Source organism: Rhodococcus sp. MT28 (assembly GCF_058792695.1).
This window is the reverse complement of the sequence record NZ_JBXAFD010000008.1, coordinates 173,038-190,295: the sequence shown is the minus strand read 5'-3', so window position 1 is coordinate 190,295 and position 17,258 is coordinate 173,038. Positions and strand designations below refer to the sequence as shown.

The window sequence follows — 17,258 nt, the reverse complement described above, 5'->3', positions numbered from 1 at the left end:
CGAACATGGACATCATGGGAGCTTTCCAGGTTTCCTTCGCCCAGCTGATCGGGCCGTCGGCAATCTTCTACGCACTGTTGGCAATCGGGTTGAACCTGCACTTCGGCTACGCCGGACTGCTCAATTTCGGTCAGATCGGTTTTGCCCTTCTCGGCGGCTACGGCGTCGGCATCATGACCGTGACCTACGACCAGCCGCTCTGGCTCGGCATCCTCGTCGGACTCACCGCAGCCGGCCTTCTCGCGCTCGTGCTCGGTATTCCGACGCTGCGTCTGCGCGCCGACTATCTCGCCATCGTCACCATCGCGGCCTCGGAGATCTTGCGTCTGATCTTCCGCTCGACCGCGTCGGATTCGGTGACCGGTTCCACCAATGGCCTGTTCGGTTTCGCAGACACGTTCACCGCACTGAGCCCCTTCGACTCGGCCAAGCAGTACTCATTTCTCGGCGTGAAGTTCTACGGAGACGACCTCTGGTCGATGGTCGTGGGGTGGACGCTGGTCTTGATCTTGTGCGGATTTGTCTACCTGTTGACGCACAGTCCGTGGGGGCGCGTCCTCAAGGCGGTTCGCGAAGACGAGGACGCAGCGCGATCGTTGGGCAAGAACGTCTTCGTGTACAAGATGCAGGCGCTGGTTCTCGGCGGCGTGATCGGTGGTCTGGCCGGGGTGTTCAACGCTTTGCAGACCAAGTCCATCAACCCGGACTTCTACTCGACCGCGCAGACGTTCTTCGCGTTCGGCGCACTGATTCTGGGCGGGGCGGCAACGGTGTTCGGCCCGGTGGTCGGCGCAATGTTGTTCTGGTTCCTCCTCGCCATCCCTGATGCCTTGCTGCGTCAGGCGATCTCCGGCGAGAATCCGCTGCTCTCGCTGACCGAACAACAGGTCGGGGCCACCAGGTATGTCCTGCTCGGATTGATGATTGCTCTCCTGATGGTCTTCAGACCGCAGGGAATACTGGGTAACAAGCGGGAGGTGCAACTCAATGCTTGACGCCGATACCAGAGCACAGATCTTTGCCGACGTTCCTCACCTTCCCGGATCGGCGAAACCCGACCCGGTGTTGGTCGCTGACAACGTCTCGCGGACGTTCGGCGGTCTCAAGGCCGTCGACGTCGATCACCTCGAAATTCAACGAGGGTGCATCACGGGTCTCATCGGTCCAAACGGTGCCGGAAAAACGACGCTCTTCAACCTCCTTACCGGATTCGACCGGCCGGACACCGGTACGTGGTCGATGGACGGTCAATCGCTGGGCCGCATGTATCCCCACCAGGTAGCCAGGAAAGGAGTGGTACGGACGTTCCAGTTGACCAAGGCGCTCTCCAAACTCACCGTGCTGGACAACGTACGTCTCGGTGCCACCGGCCAACGTGGTGAACGCATTTTTGCATCTCTAGTCCCGTGGATCTGGAAAGGCCAGGAACGCGAGATCACCGATCGCGCCAACGAACTCCTCGCACGATTCAAACTCGACACCAAGGCAGACGACCTCGCCGGTTCACTCTCCGGTGGGCAGCGCAAACTGCTCGAAATGGCTCGCGCACTCATGACCTCGCCCTCGGTGGTGATGCTCGACGAACCGATGGCGGGGGTCAATCCTGCTCTGACGCAAAGCCTGCTCGGACACATCAAGTCATTGCGCGACGACGGAATGACCGTCGTGTTCGTCGAGCACGACATGGACGTGATCCGAGATATCAGCGATTGGGTGGTGGTCATGGCGCAGGGCAGCGTCATCGCCGAATCCACCCCGGACGAGCTCTCGTCCAATACAGCCGTCGTCGACGCATATCTGGGCAGCCACCATGACCAGGCCCTCGAGTTCGACGACAACGGAAATCCGGTGGGCGAGACGGCCGTTCTGGCCGCCGCCCTGGCTGAAGCCGAGGTCGAAACCCTCGAGTCGGGCGGGGACCTGTCGGAACCCGACGTCGACAACCTTCCGGCCGATCTCGCCGCGACGCTGGAATCGAGTCCCGAGGAACCGCGCGGAAGGCACGAGAAGCCATGAGCGAGAACCACGCACGTTCACTCACGCCTGCAGAGTTCGCCGCGACGGCCGAGGAGCATCAGCGACTGTCGGCAGGTGCCCTGCTCCGCGCCGACAGCCTCGTCGCGGGCTACATTCCCGGCGTCAACATCCTGCGTGAATGCAACTTCTTCCTGAAGGAAGGGGAAATCGTCGGGATCATCGGACCGAACGGCGCAGGCAAATCGACACTCCTGAAATCACTGTTCGGACTGATACCGGTACGCGAAGGGTCGGTCACCCTACGCGAGGACAACATCACGTCTGCGCCCGCTCACGTCCTCGTTCAGAAGGGAGTCGGGTACGTCCCTCAAACGCAGAACGTCTTTCAGACTCTGACCATCGAAGAAAACCTCGAAATGGGCATTTATCTGCGTCCCAAGGCATTCGCGGAACGATTCGCCTTCGTGAGTGAACTGTTCCCTCTTCTGAGTGAACGACGAAAGGTGAAGGCCGGCGCACTCTCCGGCGGCGAACGCCAGATGGTCGCGATGGGCCGGGCCCTGATGATGGATCCGTCGGTGCTGCTGCTCGACGAACCGTCCGCGGGCCTGTCCCCCATATTCCAGGACGAGGTGTTCATCCGCTGCAAGAAGATCAATGCTGCGGGTGTCTCGGTCATCATGGTCGAGCAGAACGCGCGCCGCTGCCTTCAGATCTGCGACCGCGGTTACGTACTCGATCAGGGTAAGAACGCGTACACCGACACCGGCGCCAATCTGATGAACGACCCCAAGGTGATCGAGTTGTACTTGGGAACGCTCGCTGGAAGCAAAGAGAAGTAGTACAGACACGAGAATGGGCCAGGGTCGCGAGACCCTGGCCCATTCTCGTTGGCTGCTTACCTGCCCACGACTTACTTGCCCACCACCACGAATCCTTCTGTGGTCAGGGTGTTCTCAGGGCCGAACTTGAGCTTTCCGTACGAACCGATGGACGGCTCCCCCGAATCGTTGAAGTCCAACTCACCGGTGATGCCGTCGTAGTCGATGTCGGTTCCCGCCTTCACCAACGGCAGGCACTCGACGTAGGACGTGCACTTGGTGCCGCCTTCGGTGACGCTGTTGATGTTGGCCGCGATGTCGGTACCGGCCGTCGACTTCGCCTGCTCGGCAGCGAGCGCTGAGATCACCACCGCGTCGTATGACTCTCCGGCGTAGTTGAAGTCGATCAGAGAGGGGTTCACAGCCTTCAGACGATCCTGGAAGGCAGCTCCGACGTCCGTCAGGGGCGTCGTTCCCTGCATGGTGTCGAGCAACGGCTTCGCCACGGATTCGCCGAGAGCGTTGCCCATGTTGCCGTCGACGCCGTACATCGCCATTCCGTCCGACGGGCCGATGCCCACTTCGTGCATGCGCGTGATGATCTTCGCCGACTCTTCGAAGCCCACCAGTGCCACTGCATCCGGATTGAAGTTCTTGACTTGATCGACTTCGGAGTTGAACGACTGCGCGTTCGGGTCGTAGATGATCTTCTCGATCTGATCGGAGGGGACACCCGAATCGATCAGATTCTTTTCGATGTTGTCCGCCAGACCCGTCCCGTACGGGTCGTTGAGGGCCATGATCGCTACGCGCTGACCACCGTCGTCCGAAATGAGCTGTGCGACGGCCTGAGCCTGCAGTACGTCCGTCGGAGCGGTGCGGAAGTACATGCCCTTGTCTGGGTAGCAGACGAATTGGTCCGAGGTGTTGGCAGGCGAGAACATCACGACGCCTGCGCTGGCGATCTTGTCGATCACCTTGAGCGAGACCGAAGACGACGCGGCGCCGACGATGACCTGAGTGCCTGCAGCCAATTCGCGGTCGACGGTGGTATTGGCGGTGTCCGTTGTGGTGTCACCCGAATCGCCGGGAATCAGCTGGACCGGTTGGCCGAGAACGCCTCCGGCTGCATTGACGTCGTTGACTCCCAGCTGGGTGCCCGCGACCATCGGCGGCCCGAGGAACGACAAGCTGCCTGTATCGGGAAGAAGCGTGCCGATGCGCAGCGCTTCCGTGGACGGGGTGGCGCCGGCCTTGGCCTGCTCCGGGGTGCAATCAGTCGTGACGGATGTCGTCGCGGCAGAAGCGCCGGACGTAGAGCCACTCGAAGACGAGTCATCCGACTTGTCCGAGCTACAGCCTGCAAGTGCCAGTGATGCCGCGCCGAGAACTGCAGCAGTACGCACAAGTGTTCGTCTAGCCATCCCACGCTCCTAAGATCAGCCGGTGCTCGCGCCACCCGAACTGGCGCTCGCTGTGGGATCAGACGCTAGACCTTGGAACCGTTTCGCGATCCTTCAAGAAAGCCCTGTGACCTGACTGTTATCTGAAGGTGCACAGTGTTTACACGGCTGTAGCGCTGCGCGACGTTTCGACGGTCGACGCAGCAACCGGGTAACCCGGACACTTTGCTCAAGCGTCCGGTTCACCGCCCAGAGTTTCCAGTACGACCTGTGCGACCGCCTTCATCGTGGAGCGCCGATCCATCGCGGCGCGCTGAATCCACTTGAACGCCTCAGGTTCGGTGAGCGCTTGGCGAACCATCAGAACACTCTTGGCTCGCTCGATCAGCTTGCGTGCTTCGAGCCGGTCCGAAAGATCAGCGACCTCACGCTCGAGCGCCGTCACCTCGCGGAAACGACTGACCGCCAATTCGACAGCGGGAACGAGGTCACTGATCGAGAACGGCTTGACCAAGTAAGCCATGGCGCCGGCATCGCGTGCGCGCTCGACCAACTCGCGCTGACTGAACGCTGTGAGAATGACAACAGGAGCGATGCGTTTGGCGGCAATCTCCGAAGCGGCGTCGATGCCGTCTCTCCTGGGCATTTTCACGTCCATGATGACCAGATCAGGCTTGAGCGACTCGGCCAACTCCACCGCGACCTGCCCGTCACCCGCCTCACCGACGACGTCGTAGCCCTCTTCGCGGAGCATCTCGACCAGATCCATGCGGATCAACGCCTCGTCTTCAGCGACGACAACACGACGGGGTGCGAGCTGATTGCCTTGCGGCTGCGGCGAATTCATGGCCACCATCCTCCTCCATCGAACCGCCCCGACACGAGACGCGAACGATTAGAGGGTACCGGTGTTTGACATTGAAATCGCATCTTCTAATGTAGTCATCGCAACAAGCCCTCGTATCCCAATTGGCAGAGGAAACGGATTCAAAACCCGTCCAGTGTGAGTTCGAGTCTCACCGAGGGCACCACCTGCCGCAGCTGGCCGCACCGCAAGGTTTCGGCATTCGGCTGTACCCCAGATCGACCGCCGTTAGATTCGATCCATGAACGGTCACCGGCTGATTGCTCTGCTCGGAGCCATATCGATTCTCGCGCTGCTCACCGGGTGTCAAACAGACGGCCAATCCAATACTGCCGGCGAATCCAGCACTGCCGGCGAATCTTCCACCCAGGCCGCGCTCGATGCTGCAACACAGACCGGCACCCTTCAGGTCGGCTCTCCCCCTGTCGATGCCCCATCCACCGAGATCTCCATGCCTCCCCCGTTCCCGAACGACACGGAGGTCCCTTCACCGACTCCGCGCGTCGACGTGACCGAGATCGACGTGATCGATCACGATGGTTTCACCCGCATCACCTATCGCTTCGACGGAAGCGGATCTGTGTTCTGGAAAACCGAATACGTCAGTGAAGCAATCCGAGCGGGTGACAGCACAGTCGTGGACGTCGGAAGTCGATCGATACTTCAAGTCGACCTGATGGGAGTCCAATCGGATTCGTCGCTCAACTCCGTATCTCACGAGGGCGAAAACATCACGCGCATAGACAGTGCAGCCAGGAACAGTGCGATCCTGCAGTCGTTTGTCGGCACGGTCGACATCCGTCCGGCATACACCGTATCGACATCCGATTCACCGTCCCAGTTGACGATCGACATCCCCAAGGCAGACAGCTGACTGTCGAATACCCAATTGCGCGCTCAGCTCAGCCATTCCAGCGCAGCGGTGCTCGACGCGGCAATTCGGTTATCGCGGGGCGGATGAATACTCCGTCTCGAAACCGAGGTCTCACAATCGATCCGAGGCGATTGCGGGGTCCGGTTCAACACGACTGTCATGATTCTCACTGCATGCCCGAACGTCCGCTGCTCGAACTGCTGCTGCCAGTGTTTGTTCCAGCAGGACTGCCACCGTCATGGGGCCGACGCCACCCGGCACTGGTGTGATCGCACCGGCATGTGGGAGCGCAGCGGCGTACTCCACATCTCCGACGTTGCCCTCGTTGTACCCCGCATCGATCACCACTGCACCAGGCTTGATCCACGTCCCTTTGATCAGTTCCGGAACACCGACGGCCGCGATGACGACGTCTGCCGAGGCGACGTGGGCGGCCAGGTCGACGGTGCGCGAATGGCAGTATGTCACCGTTGCGCCTCGACGCAGGAGGAGCATTCCCATCGGCAATCCGAGTATCGGGCTTCGGCCGACCACGACAGCATGCTTTCCGGAGAGTTCGACGCCTGTGGCGTCGAGCAGGCGCAGGATGCCACTCGGCGTACACGATTCGAATCCCCCACCGGTCAACGCCATTGCCGCGAACGCTGCCGAGGTAACGCCGTCAACGTCTTTGTCGGCCGAGATGGCATCGAACGCGGCCCGTTCGTCGATGTGGCCTGGCACCGGGTGTTGCAGCAGTATGCCGTCGATCGAAGGGTCCGCCGACAACGCTCTCAGCACGTCGACCAGTTCTTCGGTGGTTGTACTCACCGGGAGTTCGACCGTCCGCGACGTCATTCCGACGGCGACAGATCGTTTGGCCTTCATCTGTACATACGCCTTCGAGGCCGGGTCCGCTCCCACGATGACGGCGGCCAGGCAAGGAACGTGCCCCGCCTCATCACGAAACTGCCTGGTGCGCACTGACAGGTCCGCGAGCGTAGCATCGGCAATTGCGCGTCCGTCGATTATTCGAGCGGCCACGTTCTGGCTGGGCAGATTTTCGGTAGACAGATTTTCGGTGGGCCGATTCTCGATAGACATGGATCCCCTTCACACAAGATGTGTGAAGCACCCAGGCGGTCGATGCCTCGCGATGTGCACTCCCCGGTGGTAATTCCCACCCGCGCCAGTCGTGCGTGGTCAGCGTACCGCGCGTTTGTCTCACTGCCACGAAACGCATCCAGAACGCCGCTCTCAAAACGAGACAAATCGACATAACCTATCAATAGGTAACGATCTGACCTGCAGTTATTCCATCCTAAGCAATTAGATGGCACGATGGGGGCAACCGCACGGGCACCAAGCATTGGAGGCACCGATGGACAACGGCAAGATAAACCTGACCTATGACGGTCGGGTGTCACTGAGCTTCCAACTGGCAATTCCGCACGCACCGGACAAGGTCTGGAAAGTGATAACGGAACGCGAGTACCTCGACGCCTGGTTCCCGGCGGACGTCGATTTCAACCTCACTCCCGGCGCGGATCTGCTGTTCAAGGTGACCCCGGAACAAGTCGAGCGATTCGGACTGCCAGCAGATCACGTGACGCGCGGGACGGTCATCAGCGTCCACCCGCACCGAATTCTCGAATTCCTCTGGGACGCAGATACTCTGCATTGGGAACTGGCACCGGACGGCACCGGCGGTTGCTGGCTGACCCTCACCCACACGATGGAAGACGAAGAGTCCGCGTACGCCCACGCTGCCGGCTGGCACGCGGGCTTGGAAGTTGTTGCGGCCCAACTCGATGGACGCGAAGTCGACTGGTCTCCGTGGGACCGCGCCGACGAACTCTCACCGCAATATCGCAAGTCTGCTTGATTCTGGGCCCGAGTTCAGTCTCGGGCCCGCATCTCATTCCCCTTTGCGCGGGAAATGCCTGATCAGTCCTTCTTGGACCACCGTCGCCAACAGCAGTCCTTCCACCGAGAAGTACCGTCCGGTTGCCAGACCGCGCGAACCTGCGGCGACCGGCGATTCGGTGGCGTACAGAACCCAGTCGGTGAACCGGAACGGGCGATGGAACCAGATCGAATGATTGACCGTCGCCGCGACGATACGATCATGACCCCAGGACAAACCATGAGTGGTCAGAATCGAATCGAGCACGGTGGTGTCGGACGAATATGCCAGCGTCGCAGCGTGAATGAGCGAATCGTCCGGCAGATCACCGTCGGGGCGCATCCATACCCGATTGTGGTTGAGTTTCTCGCCGGTGCCCTTGAGGATCCACGCCGGATCGTTGGCGTACCGCATGTCGATCGGCTTGAGCGCCGCACTGAAATGCGGCAGTTTTTCCTCGTACCCCACCAGATGATCGCCGATGGGAGGCAACGACTCCGGAAGTGGAACATCCGGGATCTCGACAGCATGGTCGAGCCCCTTGCCGGAGTCCTGGAACGCCGCGAGCATCACGAACAATTCGTTCTCACCCTGATAGGCAGTCACCTGACGGTTGGCGAACGCCCGCCCGTCGCGATGACGATCCACCCGATACTCGATGGGCGCCTTGACATCTCCGCCGCGAATGAAATGGGCATTCACCGCATGGATGGGGCGATCACCGTCGACGGTCCGCCCGGCGGCCATCAGTGCCTGAGACACCAACTGACCGCCGAACGTCCGCGAACCTACCTGTTTCGGGTGGTATCCACGGAACGCGTCTTCACCGATCTGCTCCAGATCCAACAGACCGAGGAGAGTACCGAGGTCGGTGGACGCGTTCGCGTGGGTCACTCAGTGGTCCTCTTCGCCGATACGGTGGACGTGAATGAGGTTGGTGGAACCGACAGTTCCCGGAGGGGATCCGGCAACGATGACCACGAGGTCGCCCTTGACGTACCGCCCGAGGGAGAGCAACGCACTGTCCACCTGACGCACCATCTCGTCGGTGGTGGCCACCGCATCGACCAGGAACGTCTCGGTTCCCCACGTCAGCGTCAGCTGACTGCGCACCGCGGGCAGCGGTGTGAAGGCGAGCAACGGCAGCGGCGTGTGCAGACGAGCCAGTCGACGCACCGTGTCACCGGACTGAGTGAACGCAACCAAGGCCTTGGCGTCGAGACGTTCGCCGATGTCGCGTGCTGCGTACGAGATGACACCGCGCTTGGTGCGCGGGACGTGGGTCAACGGTGGGACACGGGTCGATTCGTTCTCGACGGCCTCGACGATGCGGGCCATGGTGCGAACGGTTTCCATGACGTACTTGCCCACCGAAGTCTCGCCCGAGAGCATGACTGCGTCGGCGCCGTCGAGAACGGCGTTGGCGACATCGGATGCCTCTGCGCGAGTGGGACGTGAGTTCTCGATCATCGACTCGAGCATCTGCGTCGCGACGATGACCGGCTTCGCGTTCTCACGAGCAATCTGGATTGCGCGCTTCTGAACGAGCGGGACCTGCTCGAGCGGCAACTCGACACCGAGGTCACCGCGGGCGACCATGACGGCGTCGAACGCGAGCACGATGGCTTCGAGATTGTCGATGGCCTCGGGCTTCTCGAGCTTCGCGATGACGGGAACGCGGCGCCCGACTCGATCCATGATGGCGTGAACCAATTCGACGTCCGCCGGTGAGCGAACGAAGGAGAGTGCAATGAAGTCGACACCCAGCTTGAGAGCGAACTCGAGGTCGGCGATGTCCTTGCCCGACAGGGCTGGAACGGAGACGTTCATACCGGGCAGTGAGAGGCCCTTGTTGTTGCTGACCGGACCGCCTTCGGTGACCCGACAGACGACGTCGTTGCCGTCGATGGACGTGACGACCAGGCCGACCTTTCCGTCGTCGACCAGCAGTCGATCGCCGGCCTTGGCGTCGCGCGCCAATTCCTTGTACGTGGTCCCGACGCGATCGTGCGTTCCCTCGACGTCGTCGACGGTGATACGAACCTCTTCACCGTTGGCCCAGGTGGTCCGCTCGTCCTTGAATCGGCCGAGGCGAATCTTGGGCCCCTGAAGGTCGGCGAGAACACCGACGGCCTTTCCGGTGGCGTCCGACGCGGCGCGGACGCGAATGTAGTTTTCTTCGTGATCGGCATGCTCGCCGTGGCTGAAGTTGAGGCGCGCCACGTCCATGCCGCTCTCCACGAGCTCACGGATGCGGTCGCCAGAAGCTGTCGCAGGTCCAAGTGTGCATACAATTTTTGTCCGTCGGTTCACGGCTCGAGCCTAGTCGCTACCCCACCGCACTTCTATCCGGCATTTGCGACCTGCACTTTCTGTACTTACTCGATTCAGTTGGTCAGCTCACGAACAGCGGAAATGCCTTTGGATGAACCGGAGCCGGAAGCGCCGACTCGCCTGTGAGAAACATGTCGACGGCACGTGCGGCCGACCGTCCCTCGGCAATCGCCCACACGACCAGCGACGCCCCGCGATGCGCGTCGCCGCAGACGAATACGCCGGGTGTCCGGGTCTGCCACCCGACATCACACTCGATTCTGCCGAGTGGATCGGTGCCGACATCAAGGTCGGTGAGCAGCGGGGCGGTTTCGACGCCGTCGAAACCCAGAGCGAGCAGGACCATCTCACACACCAGATCCGTCGTGTCGCCGGTCTCCACCAGGGTCCGTTGTCCGTCCTTCGCTCGTGACACGGCTACCGGAACCATCCGGATTGCGCGGACCGCACCCCCACCGTCGTCGAGAAATTCCTGCGCCGCCCATCGGAATCGTTTGTCACTGCCCTCCTCGTCCGCCCGCGAGGTGCGTAGGAGCCGCGGCCACAGCGGCCATGGGTCGCGATCTCGATCGCGGTGTGCCGGAGGTGGGACGTGGTAATCCAATTCCGTCACCGAGAGGGCGCCTTGGCGATGCACCGTGCCGAGGCAGTCGGCGGCCGTGTCGCCGCCACCGATGATCACGACGTTCTTACCTCGCGCCGAGATGCTCGACGCACCATCACCCTCGCATTCGTGGTTGGCCGCCCGCAGGTACGTCATCGCACGATGGATTCCGCGAAGACTACGACCCGGTACGTCGGTGTCTCTGGCACGATCAGCCCCGACCGCCAGGACTACCGCCTCGAAATCCGTCGAGAGGTCGTGCGCGCTCACGTTCACTCCGACGGCGCAGTCGGTGACGAATCTGGTCCCCTCGGCGGTCAGTTGGTCCAGCCGCCGGTTGATGAGGGCCTTGGGCAACTTGAATTCCGGAATTCCGTAGCGAAGCAGTCCCCCGATCCGATCGCTCCGCTCGAACACCGTGACACTGTGTCCGGCTCGTGTCAGTTGTTGAGCCGCGGCCAGTCCCGCCGGTCCCGAACCGACAACCGCAACACGGTTTCCGCTGTGAACTACCGCAGCCTGCGGCCCCAACCAACCCGACTCCCAGGCGTTGTCGACAATCGCCTGTTCGATGCGCTTGATGGTGACACCCCCCGACGTGTGCTCGTCGTCGAGTGCGAGAACGCACGCCGTTTCGCACGGTGCGGGGCACAGATGTCCGGTGAACTCGGGAAAATTGTTGGTGGAATGCAGATTCTCCGAGGCTTCGGACCACCGTCCACGCCGAACCAGGTCGTTCCATTCCGGAATGAGATTGCCGAGCGGACACCCTACGTCGGCCGAATGGCAGTACGGCACAGCGCAGTCCATGCAACGCGAGGCCTGTGCAGATACGTCTCGATTCCGCACGACGAGATCCAGCGACTCGTATACCGACGCCCAGTCGCCGACGCGCACGTCGGTCGGTCTGGTCGGTGCGTCGGATCGTTTCACGTTGAGGAACCCGCGTGCGTCAGGCATGAGCCGGCTCCACCAGTTCGTTCTCTTCCACGACCTTCCGGTAGTCGACAGGCAAGACTTTGGTGAATCTCGGACTCTGGCCAACCCAGTCGTCGAGAAGTTTTGCCGCCACCGGCGAGCCGGTCGCAACCAAATGCTCGCCGAGAATGTCGACCAGCTGACGACAGTCTTCCGCCGAGGGCTGCTCCAGAACGACCATGTCGCGGTTGACCTTTTCTGCCTTCACGTCGAGTACGAAGACAAGTCCGCCGGACATTCCCGCAGCAAGGTTCCTACCGGTTGGGCCGATGATGACGATGCGACCCCCGGTCATGTACTCGCACGCATGGTCGCCGACGCCTTCCACCACAGCGACCGCACCCGAGTTGCGCACCGCGAATCGTTCCCCAACACGCCCCCGGGCATAGAGCGCACCGCTCGTAGCGCCGTACAGCAGCGTATTGCCGGCAATCACCTGCTCCTCGGCCACGAAGGGTGCGTCCTCACTCGGCCGAAGCACAATTCGTCCACCCGAGAGCCCCTTTCCCACGTAATCGTTAGCATCGCCGACAACGACCAGCGAGATGCCCGGTGGCAGGAACGCACCGAGTGACTGGCCTGCCGTTCCACTGAGCACGACGTCGATGGTGCCTTGAGGTAGCCCGACGGCGCCGTAGCGTCTGGTCACCTCAGCGCCCAGCCTCGTTCCCACCGCTCGATCCGTATTGTGTACTGGCAGTTCGATATGCACGGGTCGAGCGTCCTCGAGCGAGTTCGCAGCCAACTCGATCAGGGTGCGTTCGAGTTCGCTCGAAACAGGTACATACGGTTGGTAGGCCGCGCCGGCCGGCGTGGCCGGAACGTCGAAGAGTGGTGAGAGATCCAACGTCCGACTCTTCCAATGCGCCACCGCCGGAGACATTTCCAATACGTCTGCGTGCCCCAGCGCATCGTCGATACTTCGAAACCCCAGTTCTGCCAACAACCGTCGTACGTCGGCGGCGATGAAGCGAAAGAAGTTCTCGACGTACTCGGGCCGGCCGGTGAATCGCTCGCGCAGTTCGGGATTCTGCGTCGCTACTCCGACGGGGCAGGTGTCGAGATGACATACCCGCATCATGACGCACCCGGCCGCGATGAGTGGCGCCGTGGAAAACCCGTACTCCTGCGCTCCCAGCAACGCGGCGACGACGACGTCCCGCGCCGTGCGCAAACCCCCGTCACACTGGACGACGATCCGATCGCGTAACCCGTTGAGCACCAAGGTCTGCTGAGTTTCGGCCAGCCCGATCTCCCACGGCGTACCCGCGTGGTGGATGGACGAGAGTGCCGCAGCACCCGTCCCGCCGTCGTGACCGGAGATCAGCACCACGTCGGCGTGCGCTTTGGCCACACCTGCCGCAACAGTCCCGACTCCGACTGCGCTGACCAACTTCACGTGTATCCGCGCACGATCGTTTGCGCATCTGAGGTCGTAGATCAATTGGGCGAGATCCTCGATCGAATAGATGTCGTGGTGCGGGGGCGGAGAAATGAGCCCGACCCCAGGCGTCGAGTACCGGGTTTCCGCGATCCACGGGTACACCTTGGACCCCGGAAGCTGCCCTCCTTCACCGGGCTTGGCACCTTGGGCCATCTTGATCTGAATGTCGGTGGCATTGACCAGGTAATCGCTGGTCACCCCGAAGCGCCCACTCGCGACCTGCTTGACTGCGCTTCGACGCTTGTCGTCACGCAACCGCTCCGGCGACTCTCCGCCCTCACCGGTGTTGGAACGCCCGCCGAGAGCATTCATCGCAACCGCCATCGTCTCGTGCGCCTCCGCAGAGAGGGAGCCGTAGCTCATCGCACCGGTGTTGAATCGAGCGAGAATCATCTCGACGGGTTCGACCTGATCGAGCGGAATCGGCGGACGAACCTCACACCGAAATCGAAACAATCCCCGCGGTGTTCCGCCCTGCGCGCTCAGTCGATCGACTTCATCGCTGTAGCGGCGAAAGATTTCACTTCGCCCCGTCCGGGTCGCGTGCTGAAGGAAGAACACGGATTCGGGTGTGAACACATGCAATTCACCATCGCGGCGATACCGGTACTGTCCGCTGTCGGTCAACTGACGATTGTCGAACTGACGATGCTGCACTGCGGACGACGAGAACGCAGCCGTGTGGCGCATCAGAACTTCGCGCGCGACTTCGGTGATACCGATCCCGCCGATCCGGCTCCGTGTGTTGCAGAAGTATTCGTCGACCAACTCTCGACCCAAGCCCACGGCCTCGAATACCTGTGCGCCCGTGTAGGAGTGAACCGTAGCGATTCCCATCTTCGACATCACTTTGAGCACGCCGAAATTTGTTGCTCTCAGGTAGTTGTCCGACGCAGTCTTCGGATCTATCCCGGGAAGTTCGTCCTGCTCGCTGAGGGCTTGGACAGATTCGAGAGCAAGATACGGGTGGACAGCCGCCGCACCGTAGCCGATCAGCAGCGCGATGTGATGAACTTCGCGCGCGTCACCCGAGTCGACGACAAGGGAAACCTTGGTCCGCAGGCCATGACGAACCAGATCGTGGTGCACGGCTGATACTGCGAGCAATGACGGAATGGGAGCCTGCTCAGGGCCTGATCCACGGTCGGAGATCACCAGAATCTCGATTCCGGCTGCGGCGGCTGTTCGGGCGGACTCACGAAGCCTCTCGACGCCTTCGGTGAGACTGCCCCTCGGATCGAAACCTGCGCGAAGGACAGCGCTTCTCGGAGTTCTTGCGCCGTATAGTTCGGCGACCTTCGCCATCTTCCCCGGTCCGATCACCGGTTTGTCGAGAACAATCCTTCGGCACGACAGCGCCGACGCTTCGAACAAGTTCTGCTCAGCGCCGAGGGTGACACCAAGCGTAGTGACGACTTCCTCGCGAATCGCGTCCAATGGCGGGTTGGTCACCTGAGCAAAGAGCTGAATAAAGTAGTCGTACAACAGCTTCGGCCGATCCGAAAGAACGGCGAGAGGCGTGTCGACACCCATCGATCCCAACGGCTCCGATCCTGAGCTTGCCATCGGGACAAGAATGTCCCGCAGGTCCTCGGCGTGGTATCCGAAGAGCAACTGCCGTTGCAACAGCGGAGCCGGATCGCCTCGGGCAGGCGCAGTCTCGGGGATGTCCTCGAGGTCGACCAATCCCCCGTCGACCCAGTCCCGGTAGGGGGCTGTGCTCGCGAGTTCGGACTTGATCTCCGCATCGGAAACGATCCGATGGCGAGCGGTGTCCACGAGAAACATGCGTCCCGGTTCGAGGCGCCCCTTCTCCAACACCTCGGACGTGGGAGCGTCGAACACGCCGCTCTCACTGGCCAACACGATACGGTCGTTCTTCATCCGCCACCATCGCCCTGGGCGAAGACCGTTGCGATCCAACACGGCCCCGACAACAATGCCGTCGCTGAACGTCACGGACGCCGGACCGTCCCACGGTTCCATCAGACAACCGTGAAATTGGTAGAAGGCCTTTATCTCGTCGGGCATCGAAGAATCGTTCTCCCAGGCTCCGGGAATCATCATCGCGATGGCGTGTTGCACACTGCGGCCCCCGAGCGTCAAAAACTCCAGTACTTCGTCGAACGACGAAGAGTCGGATCCTCCCGGGGTGCAGATCGGAAACAGGCGATAGATGTCCCCACCTAAAAGTGTGCTCCGCAGCATCGGCTCGCGAGCGCGCATCCAATTCCTGTTTCCCACAATCGTATTGATCTCGCCGTTGTGGGCGATGCAGCGATACGGCTGAGCGAGTGGCCACGACGGAAATGTGTTCGTGGAGTATCGACTGTGCACGACTGCCAACGCAGTTCGCATTCGGTCGTCGCGTAGGTCGGTGAAGTAACCGGATAACTGCGTCGGCGTCAGCATGCCCTTGTACACGATGGTTCGGGCGGACAACGAGGGAAAATACACTGCAGTGTCGGCCGAGTGAATCCGCTCGGCTTGTCTCCTGAGGGCAAAGACTCGTCGGTCCAAGGCAATTCCGCCCACACTACGATCCCGTGACTCGGCGCACGTCACAAAACACTGACTGATGTACGGAGCGCACTGCGCGGCAACGGTTCCGACGCAGTCGCGGTCGACCGGCACCTCTCGCCACCCGATAATCCGCAGTCCTTCTGCCGCTGCGTACCGGTGTATCCGAACTACCGCGCGCCAACGTGCTTCCTGATCCACCGGGAGAAAGCAGTTTCCGGCCGCGTAGGTGTTCTCACCCATCGCGTTGGGTGGTGGAAGCTCGAACTCGGTCACCGCGTCGAAGAACTCCGTCGGCAGCTGAATCAGAATGCCCGCGCCGTCTCCGCTGTTGGATTCGCGCCCAACTGCGCCGCGATGGGAGAGATTGCCCAGGACCGCGAGCGCATCGTCGACAATGGAATGCAGGTGGCGTCCAGAGGTGTCTGCTACCACGGCTACACCACACGAATCGGTTTCCTGATCGGGGTCGTACAGGCCCCGAGGTTCAGGTATTCGAGAAAACAGCACTCGGCGACCTCCACGCGGACATGCAGCCGACGTGCGCTAGTTTATCAGCCCATAACCGCAGGTCGCGAGAGCAAAACGGTGACCCCCTGATACGGAGGCATCAGGGGGTCACACTTGCCGAGGGTCGTTTCGATCAGCTACGCAAAGGGCGGTTGTACTGATCGCGCACACTGCCGGTCAACATCATGATTCCGTCGATGAGCGGCCAGATGCCACCGATTCCACACGTCAACCAAGTGACCGCGATCTGTGCGACAGCCATGCCGGGCTGGTTGAGATAAAAACGTCCTGCACCGAATCCGCCGAGCAGAATGCCCAGCAATCCGGCAGTCGTCTTCGACTTGTCCGAGTACGGTTCACCGGTCATCGGGTCACGTCCGTATGGTGCGGACGGGTCGACCAGGCCGTAGCCAGGCTGAGGATAACCCTGAGCTTGTGGGTACCCCTGAGGCTGACCGTAACCCGGCTGTGAGTATCCCGGCTGGGGGTAGCCCTGCGGCGGAGCCGCGTAGGGATTCGGAGTCTGATCTGCCGGTGCACCGTAGACGGGACCGTCCGTCGGGGTTTGGGTCGGCCTCGAGTAGTCCGGCGCCGGATAGTCGGTCGCCGGATAGTTCTGAGCGGCGTAGCTTTCCTGCGACGTGTACGGCGCTGTCGGCTGATTCGGGGTGGAATCAGAATCGGCAGCGGGAAACGCTGTGGTCGATTCGGTTCCGGTCGGCGGCGGGTAGATGGGGTGGTTTCCCCACCCCGGACCGTTTCCGACTCCCGAATACGTGTCCCAGCCTGGACCGGTGCCGGTGGTCTCCGTCGACGGCGTCTTTTCGGTGGGTGCCGAGGTTTCCGTCAACGACGCATCCGCCGTCGCGTCGTAGTCGAACGGCGACCCGAACTGCGGTGGAACCGGCGGCTGTGATCCAGACGAGTCCCCCGACTCGGAAGGTTCCGGATTCTTGTTCAAGTTAGGCAACGTACTTTCCTTCGATTCGACGACGGTACGTAATAGCTTTTGTTATCGGACTTCGAGAAGGTTCGACCTTCTC

Annotated in this window: 13 protein-coding genes, 1 tRNA gene and 1 riboswitch; of the genes, 6 read left to right on the top strand and 8 right to left on the bottom strand. The window is 61.5% G+C overall.

The window, feature by feature from the left end:
- Nucleotides 1-5 precede the first annotated feature (5 nt).
- From AC1Q6C_RS26830 to AC1Q6C_RS26820, 3 genes are read left to right on the top strand one after another with little or no spacing between them, the layout of a single operon-like run.
- Complete coding sequence (locus AC1Q6C_RS26830) at nt 6-995, top strand: branched-chain amino acid ABC transporter permease (protein WP_039973006.1); 990 nt, start codon at nt 6-8, stop codon at nt 993-995.
- The gene (locus AC1Q6C_RS26825) at nt 988-2,016 is read left to right on the top strand and encodes an ABC transporter ATP-binding protein (protein ID WP_007728722.1); all 1,029 of its coding nucleotides are present in this window, start codon (nt 988-990) and stop codon (nt 2,014-2,016) included. The genes AC1Q6C_RS26830 and AC1Q6C_RS26825 overlap by 8 nt, the downstream gene beginning before the upstream one ends.
- The gene (locus AC1Q6C_RS26820; RefSeq protein WP_230358720.1) at nt 2,013-2,819 is read left to right on the top strand and encodes an ABC transporter ATP-binding protein; all 807 of its coding nucleotides are present in this window, start codon (nt 2,013-2,015) and stop codon (nt 2,817-2,819) included. The genes AC1Q6C_RS26825 and AC1Q6C_RS26820 overlap by 4 nt, the downstream gene beginning before the upstream one ends.
- A 71-nt stretch (nt 2,820-2,890) precedes the next feature.
- Here the strand turns inward: AC1Q6C_RS26820 and AC1Q6C_RS26815 are convergent, their stop codons facing one another.
- The gene (locus tag AC1Q6C_RS26815) at nt 2,891-4,222 is read right to left on the bottom strand and encodes an ABC transporter substrate-binding protein (RefSeq protein ID WP_003944031.1); all 1,332 of its coding nucleotides are present in this window, start codon (nt 4,220-4,222) and stop codon (nt 2,891-2,893) included.
- Nucleotides 4,223-4,430: 208 nt separating this feature from the next.
- Complete coding sequence (locus AC1Q6C_RS26810) at nt 4,431-5,048, bottom strand: ANTAR domain-containing response regulator (RefSeq protein ID WP_003944029.1); 618 nt, start codon at nt 5,046-5,048, stop codon at nt 4,431-4,433.
- A 107-nt stretch (nt 5,049-5,155) separates the two neighbouring features.
- On the opposite strand from AC1Q6C_RS26810, the gene AC1Q6C_RS26805 reads away from it, so the two are divergent.
- Together AC1Q6C_RS26805 and AC1Q6C_RS26800 are read left to right on the top strand one after the other, a co-directional pair.
- Nucleotides 5,156-5,232 (top strand) — tRNA-Leu (locus tag AC1Q6C_RS26805).
- Between the two features lie 75 nt (nt 5,233-5,307).
- Complete coding sequence (locus tag AC1Q6C_RS26800; protein ID WP_007728715.1) at nt 5,308-5,940, top strand: AMIN-like domain-containing (lipo)protein; 633 nt, start codon at nt 5,308-5,310, stop codon at nt 5,938-5,940.
- A gap of 111 nt (nt 5,941-6,051) precedes the next feature.
- On the opposite strand, the gene AC1Q6C_RS26795 is transcribed toward AC1Q6C_RS26800, so the two are convergent.
- Nucleotides 6,052-7,023, bottom strand: coding sequence for a bifunctional methylenetetrahydrofolate dehydrogenase/methenyltetrahydrofolate cyclohydrolase (locus AC1Q6C_RS26795; protein WP_007728713.1), 972 nt, complete (start codon nt 7,021-7,023; stop codon nt 6,052-6,054).
- 22 nt (nt 7,024-7,045) lie between these two features.
- Nucleotides 7,046-7,126: riboswitch (ZMP/ZTP riboswitch) on the bottom strand.
- 174 nt (nt 7,127-7,300) lie between these two features.
- Here AC1Q6C_RS26795 and AC1Q6C_RS26790 point away from each other — a divergent pair.
- Entirely contained in the window at nt 7,301-7,804 is a 504-nt protein-coding gene (locus AC1Q6C_RS26790; RefSeq protein ID WP_003944006.1) for an SRPBCC domain-containing protein, read from the top strand.
- A gap of 33 nt (nt 7,805-7,837) precedes the next feature.
- On the opposite strand, the gene AC1Q6C_RS26785 is transcribed toward AC1Q6C_RS26790, so the two are convergent.
- The 5 genes from AC1Q6C_RS26785 to AC1Q6C_RS26765 all read right to left on the bottom strand — a co-directional run bounded on the left by AC1Q6C_RS26785 (nt 7,838) and on the right by AC1Q6C_RS26765 (nt 17,176).
- Nucleotides 7,838-8,719, bottom strand: a complete 882-nt coding sequence (locus tag AC1Q6C_RS26785; protein WP_007728711.1) for an acyl-CoA thioesterase — start codon at nt 8,717-8,719, stop codon at nt 7,838-7,840.
- Nucleotides 8,720-10,138 carry a pyruvate kinase gene (pyk, locus tag AC1Q6C_RS26780; protein ID WP_003944038.1) on the bottom strand — a complete coding sequence of 473 codons (1,419 nt, stop codon included), beginning with the start codon at nt 10,136-10,138 and terminating at the stop codon, nt 8,720-8,722.
- Nucleotides 10,139-10,220: 82 nt separating this feature from the next.
- Nucleotides 10,221-11,723 carry a glutamate synthase subunit beta gene (locus AC1Q6C_RS26775; protein ID WP_230358729.1) on the bottom strand — a complete coding sequence of 501 codons (1,503 nt, stop codon included), beginning with the start codon at nt 11,721-11,723 and terminating at the stop codon, nt 10,221-10,223.
- Nucleotides 11,716-16,215 carry a glutamate synthase large subunit gene (gltB, locus tag AC1Q6C_RS26770; protein WP_218680091.1) on the bottom strand — a complete coding sequence of 1,500 codons (4,500 nt, stop codon included), beginning with the start codon at nt 16,213-16,215 and terminating at the stop codon, nt 11,716-11,718. The genes AC1Q6C_RS26775 and gltB overlap by 8 nt, the downstream gene beginning before the upstream one ends.
- Before the next feature lie 133 nt (nt 16,216-16,348).
- Nucleotides 16,349-17,176 carry a TM2 domain-containing protein gene (locus tag AC1Q6C_RS26765; RefSeq protein ID WP_007728705.1) on the bottom strand — a complete coding sequence of 276 codons (828 nt, stop codon included), beginning with the start codon at nt 17,174-17,176 and terminating at the stop codon, nt 16,349-16,351.
- Nucleotides 17,177-17,258 lie beyond the last annotated feature (82 nt).

Coding starts and splice junctions, on each gene's coding strand:
- AC1Q6C_RS26830 (WP_039973006.1), top strand. CDS start 6: ATGGACATCATGGGAGCTTTCCAGGTTTCCTTCGCCCAGCTGATCGGG.
- AC1Q6C_RS26825 (WP_007728722.1), top strand. CDS start 988: ATGCTTGACGCCGATACCAGAGCACAGATCTTTGCCGACGTTCCTCAC.
- AC1Q6C_RS26820 (WP_230358720.1), top strand. CDS start 2,013: ATGAGCGAGAACCACGCACGTTCACTCACGCCTGCAGAGTTCGCCGCG.
- AC1Q6C_RS26815 (WP_003944031.1), bottom strand. CDS start 4,222: ATGGCTAGACGAACACTTGTGCGTACTGCTGCAGTTCTCGGCGCGGCA.
- AC1Q6C_RS26810 (WP_003944029.1), bottom strand. CDS start 5,048: ATGAATTCGCCGCAGCCGCAAGGCAATCAGCTCGCACCCCGTCGTGTT.
- AC1Q6C_RS26800 (WP_007728715.1), top strand. CDS start 5,308: ATGAACGGTCACCGGCTGATTGCTCTGCTCGGAGCCATATCGATTCTC.
- AC1Q6C_RS26795 (WP_007728713.1), bottom strand. CDS start 7,023: ATGTCTATCGAGAATCGGCCCACCGAAAATCTGTCTACCGAAAATCTG.
- AC1Q6C_RS26790 (WP_003944006.1), top strand. CDS start 7,301: ATGGACAACGGCAAGATAAACCTGACCTATGACGGTCGGGTGTCACTG.
- AC1Q6C_RS26775 (WP_230358729.1), bottom strand. CDS start 11,723: ATGCCTGACGCACGCGGGTTCCTCAACGTGAAACGATCCGACGCACCG.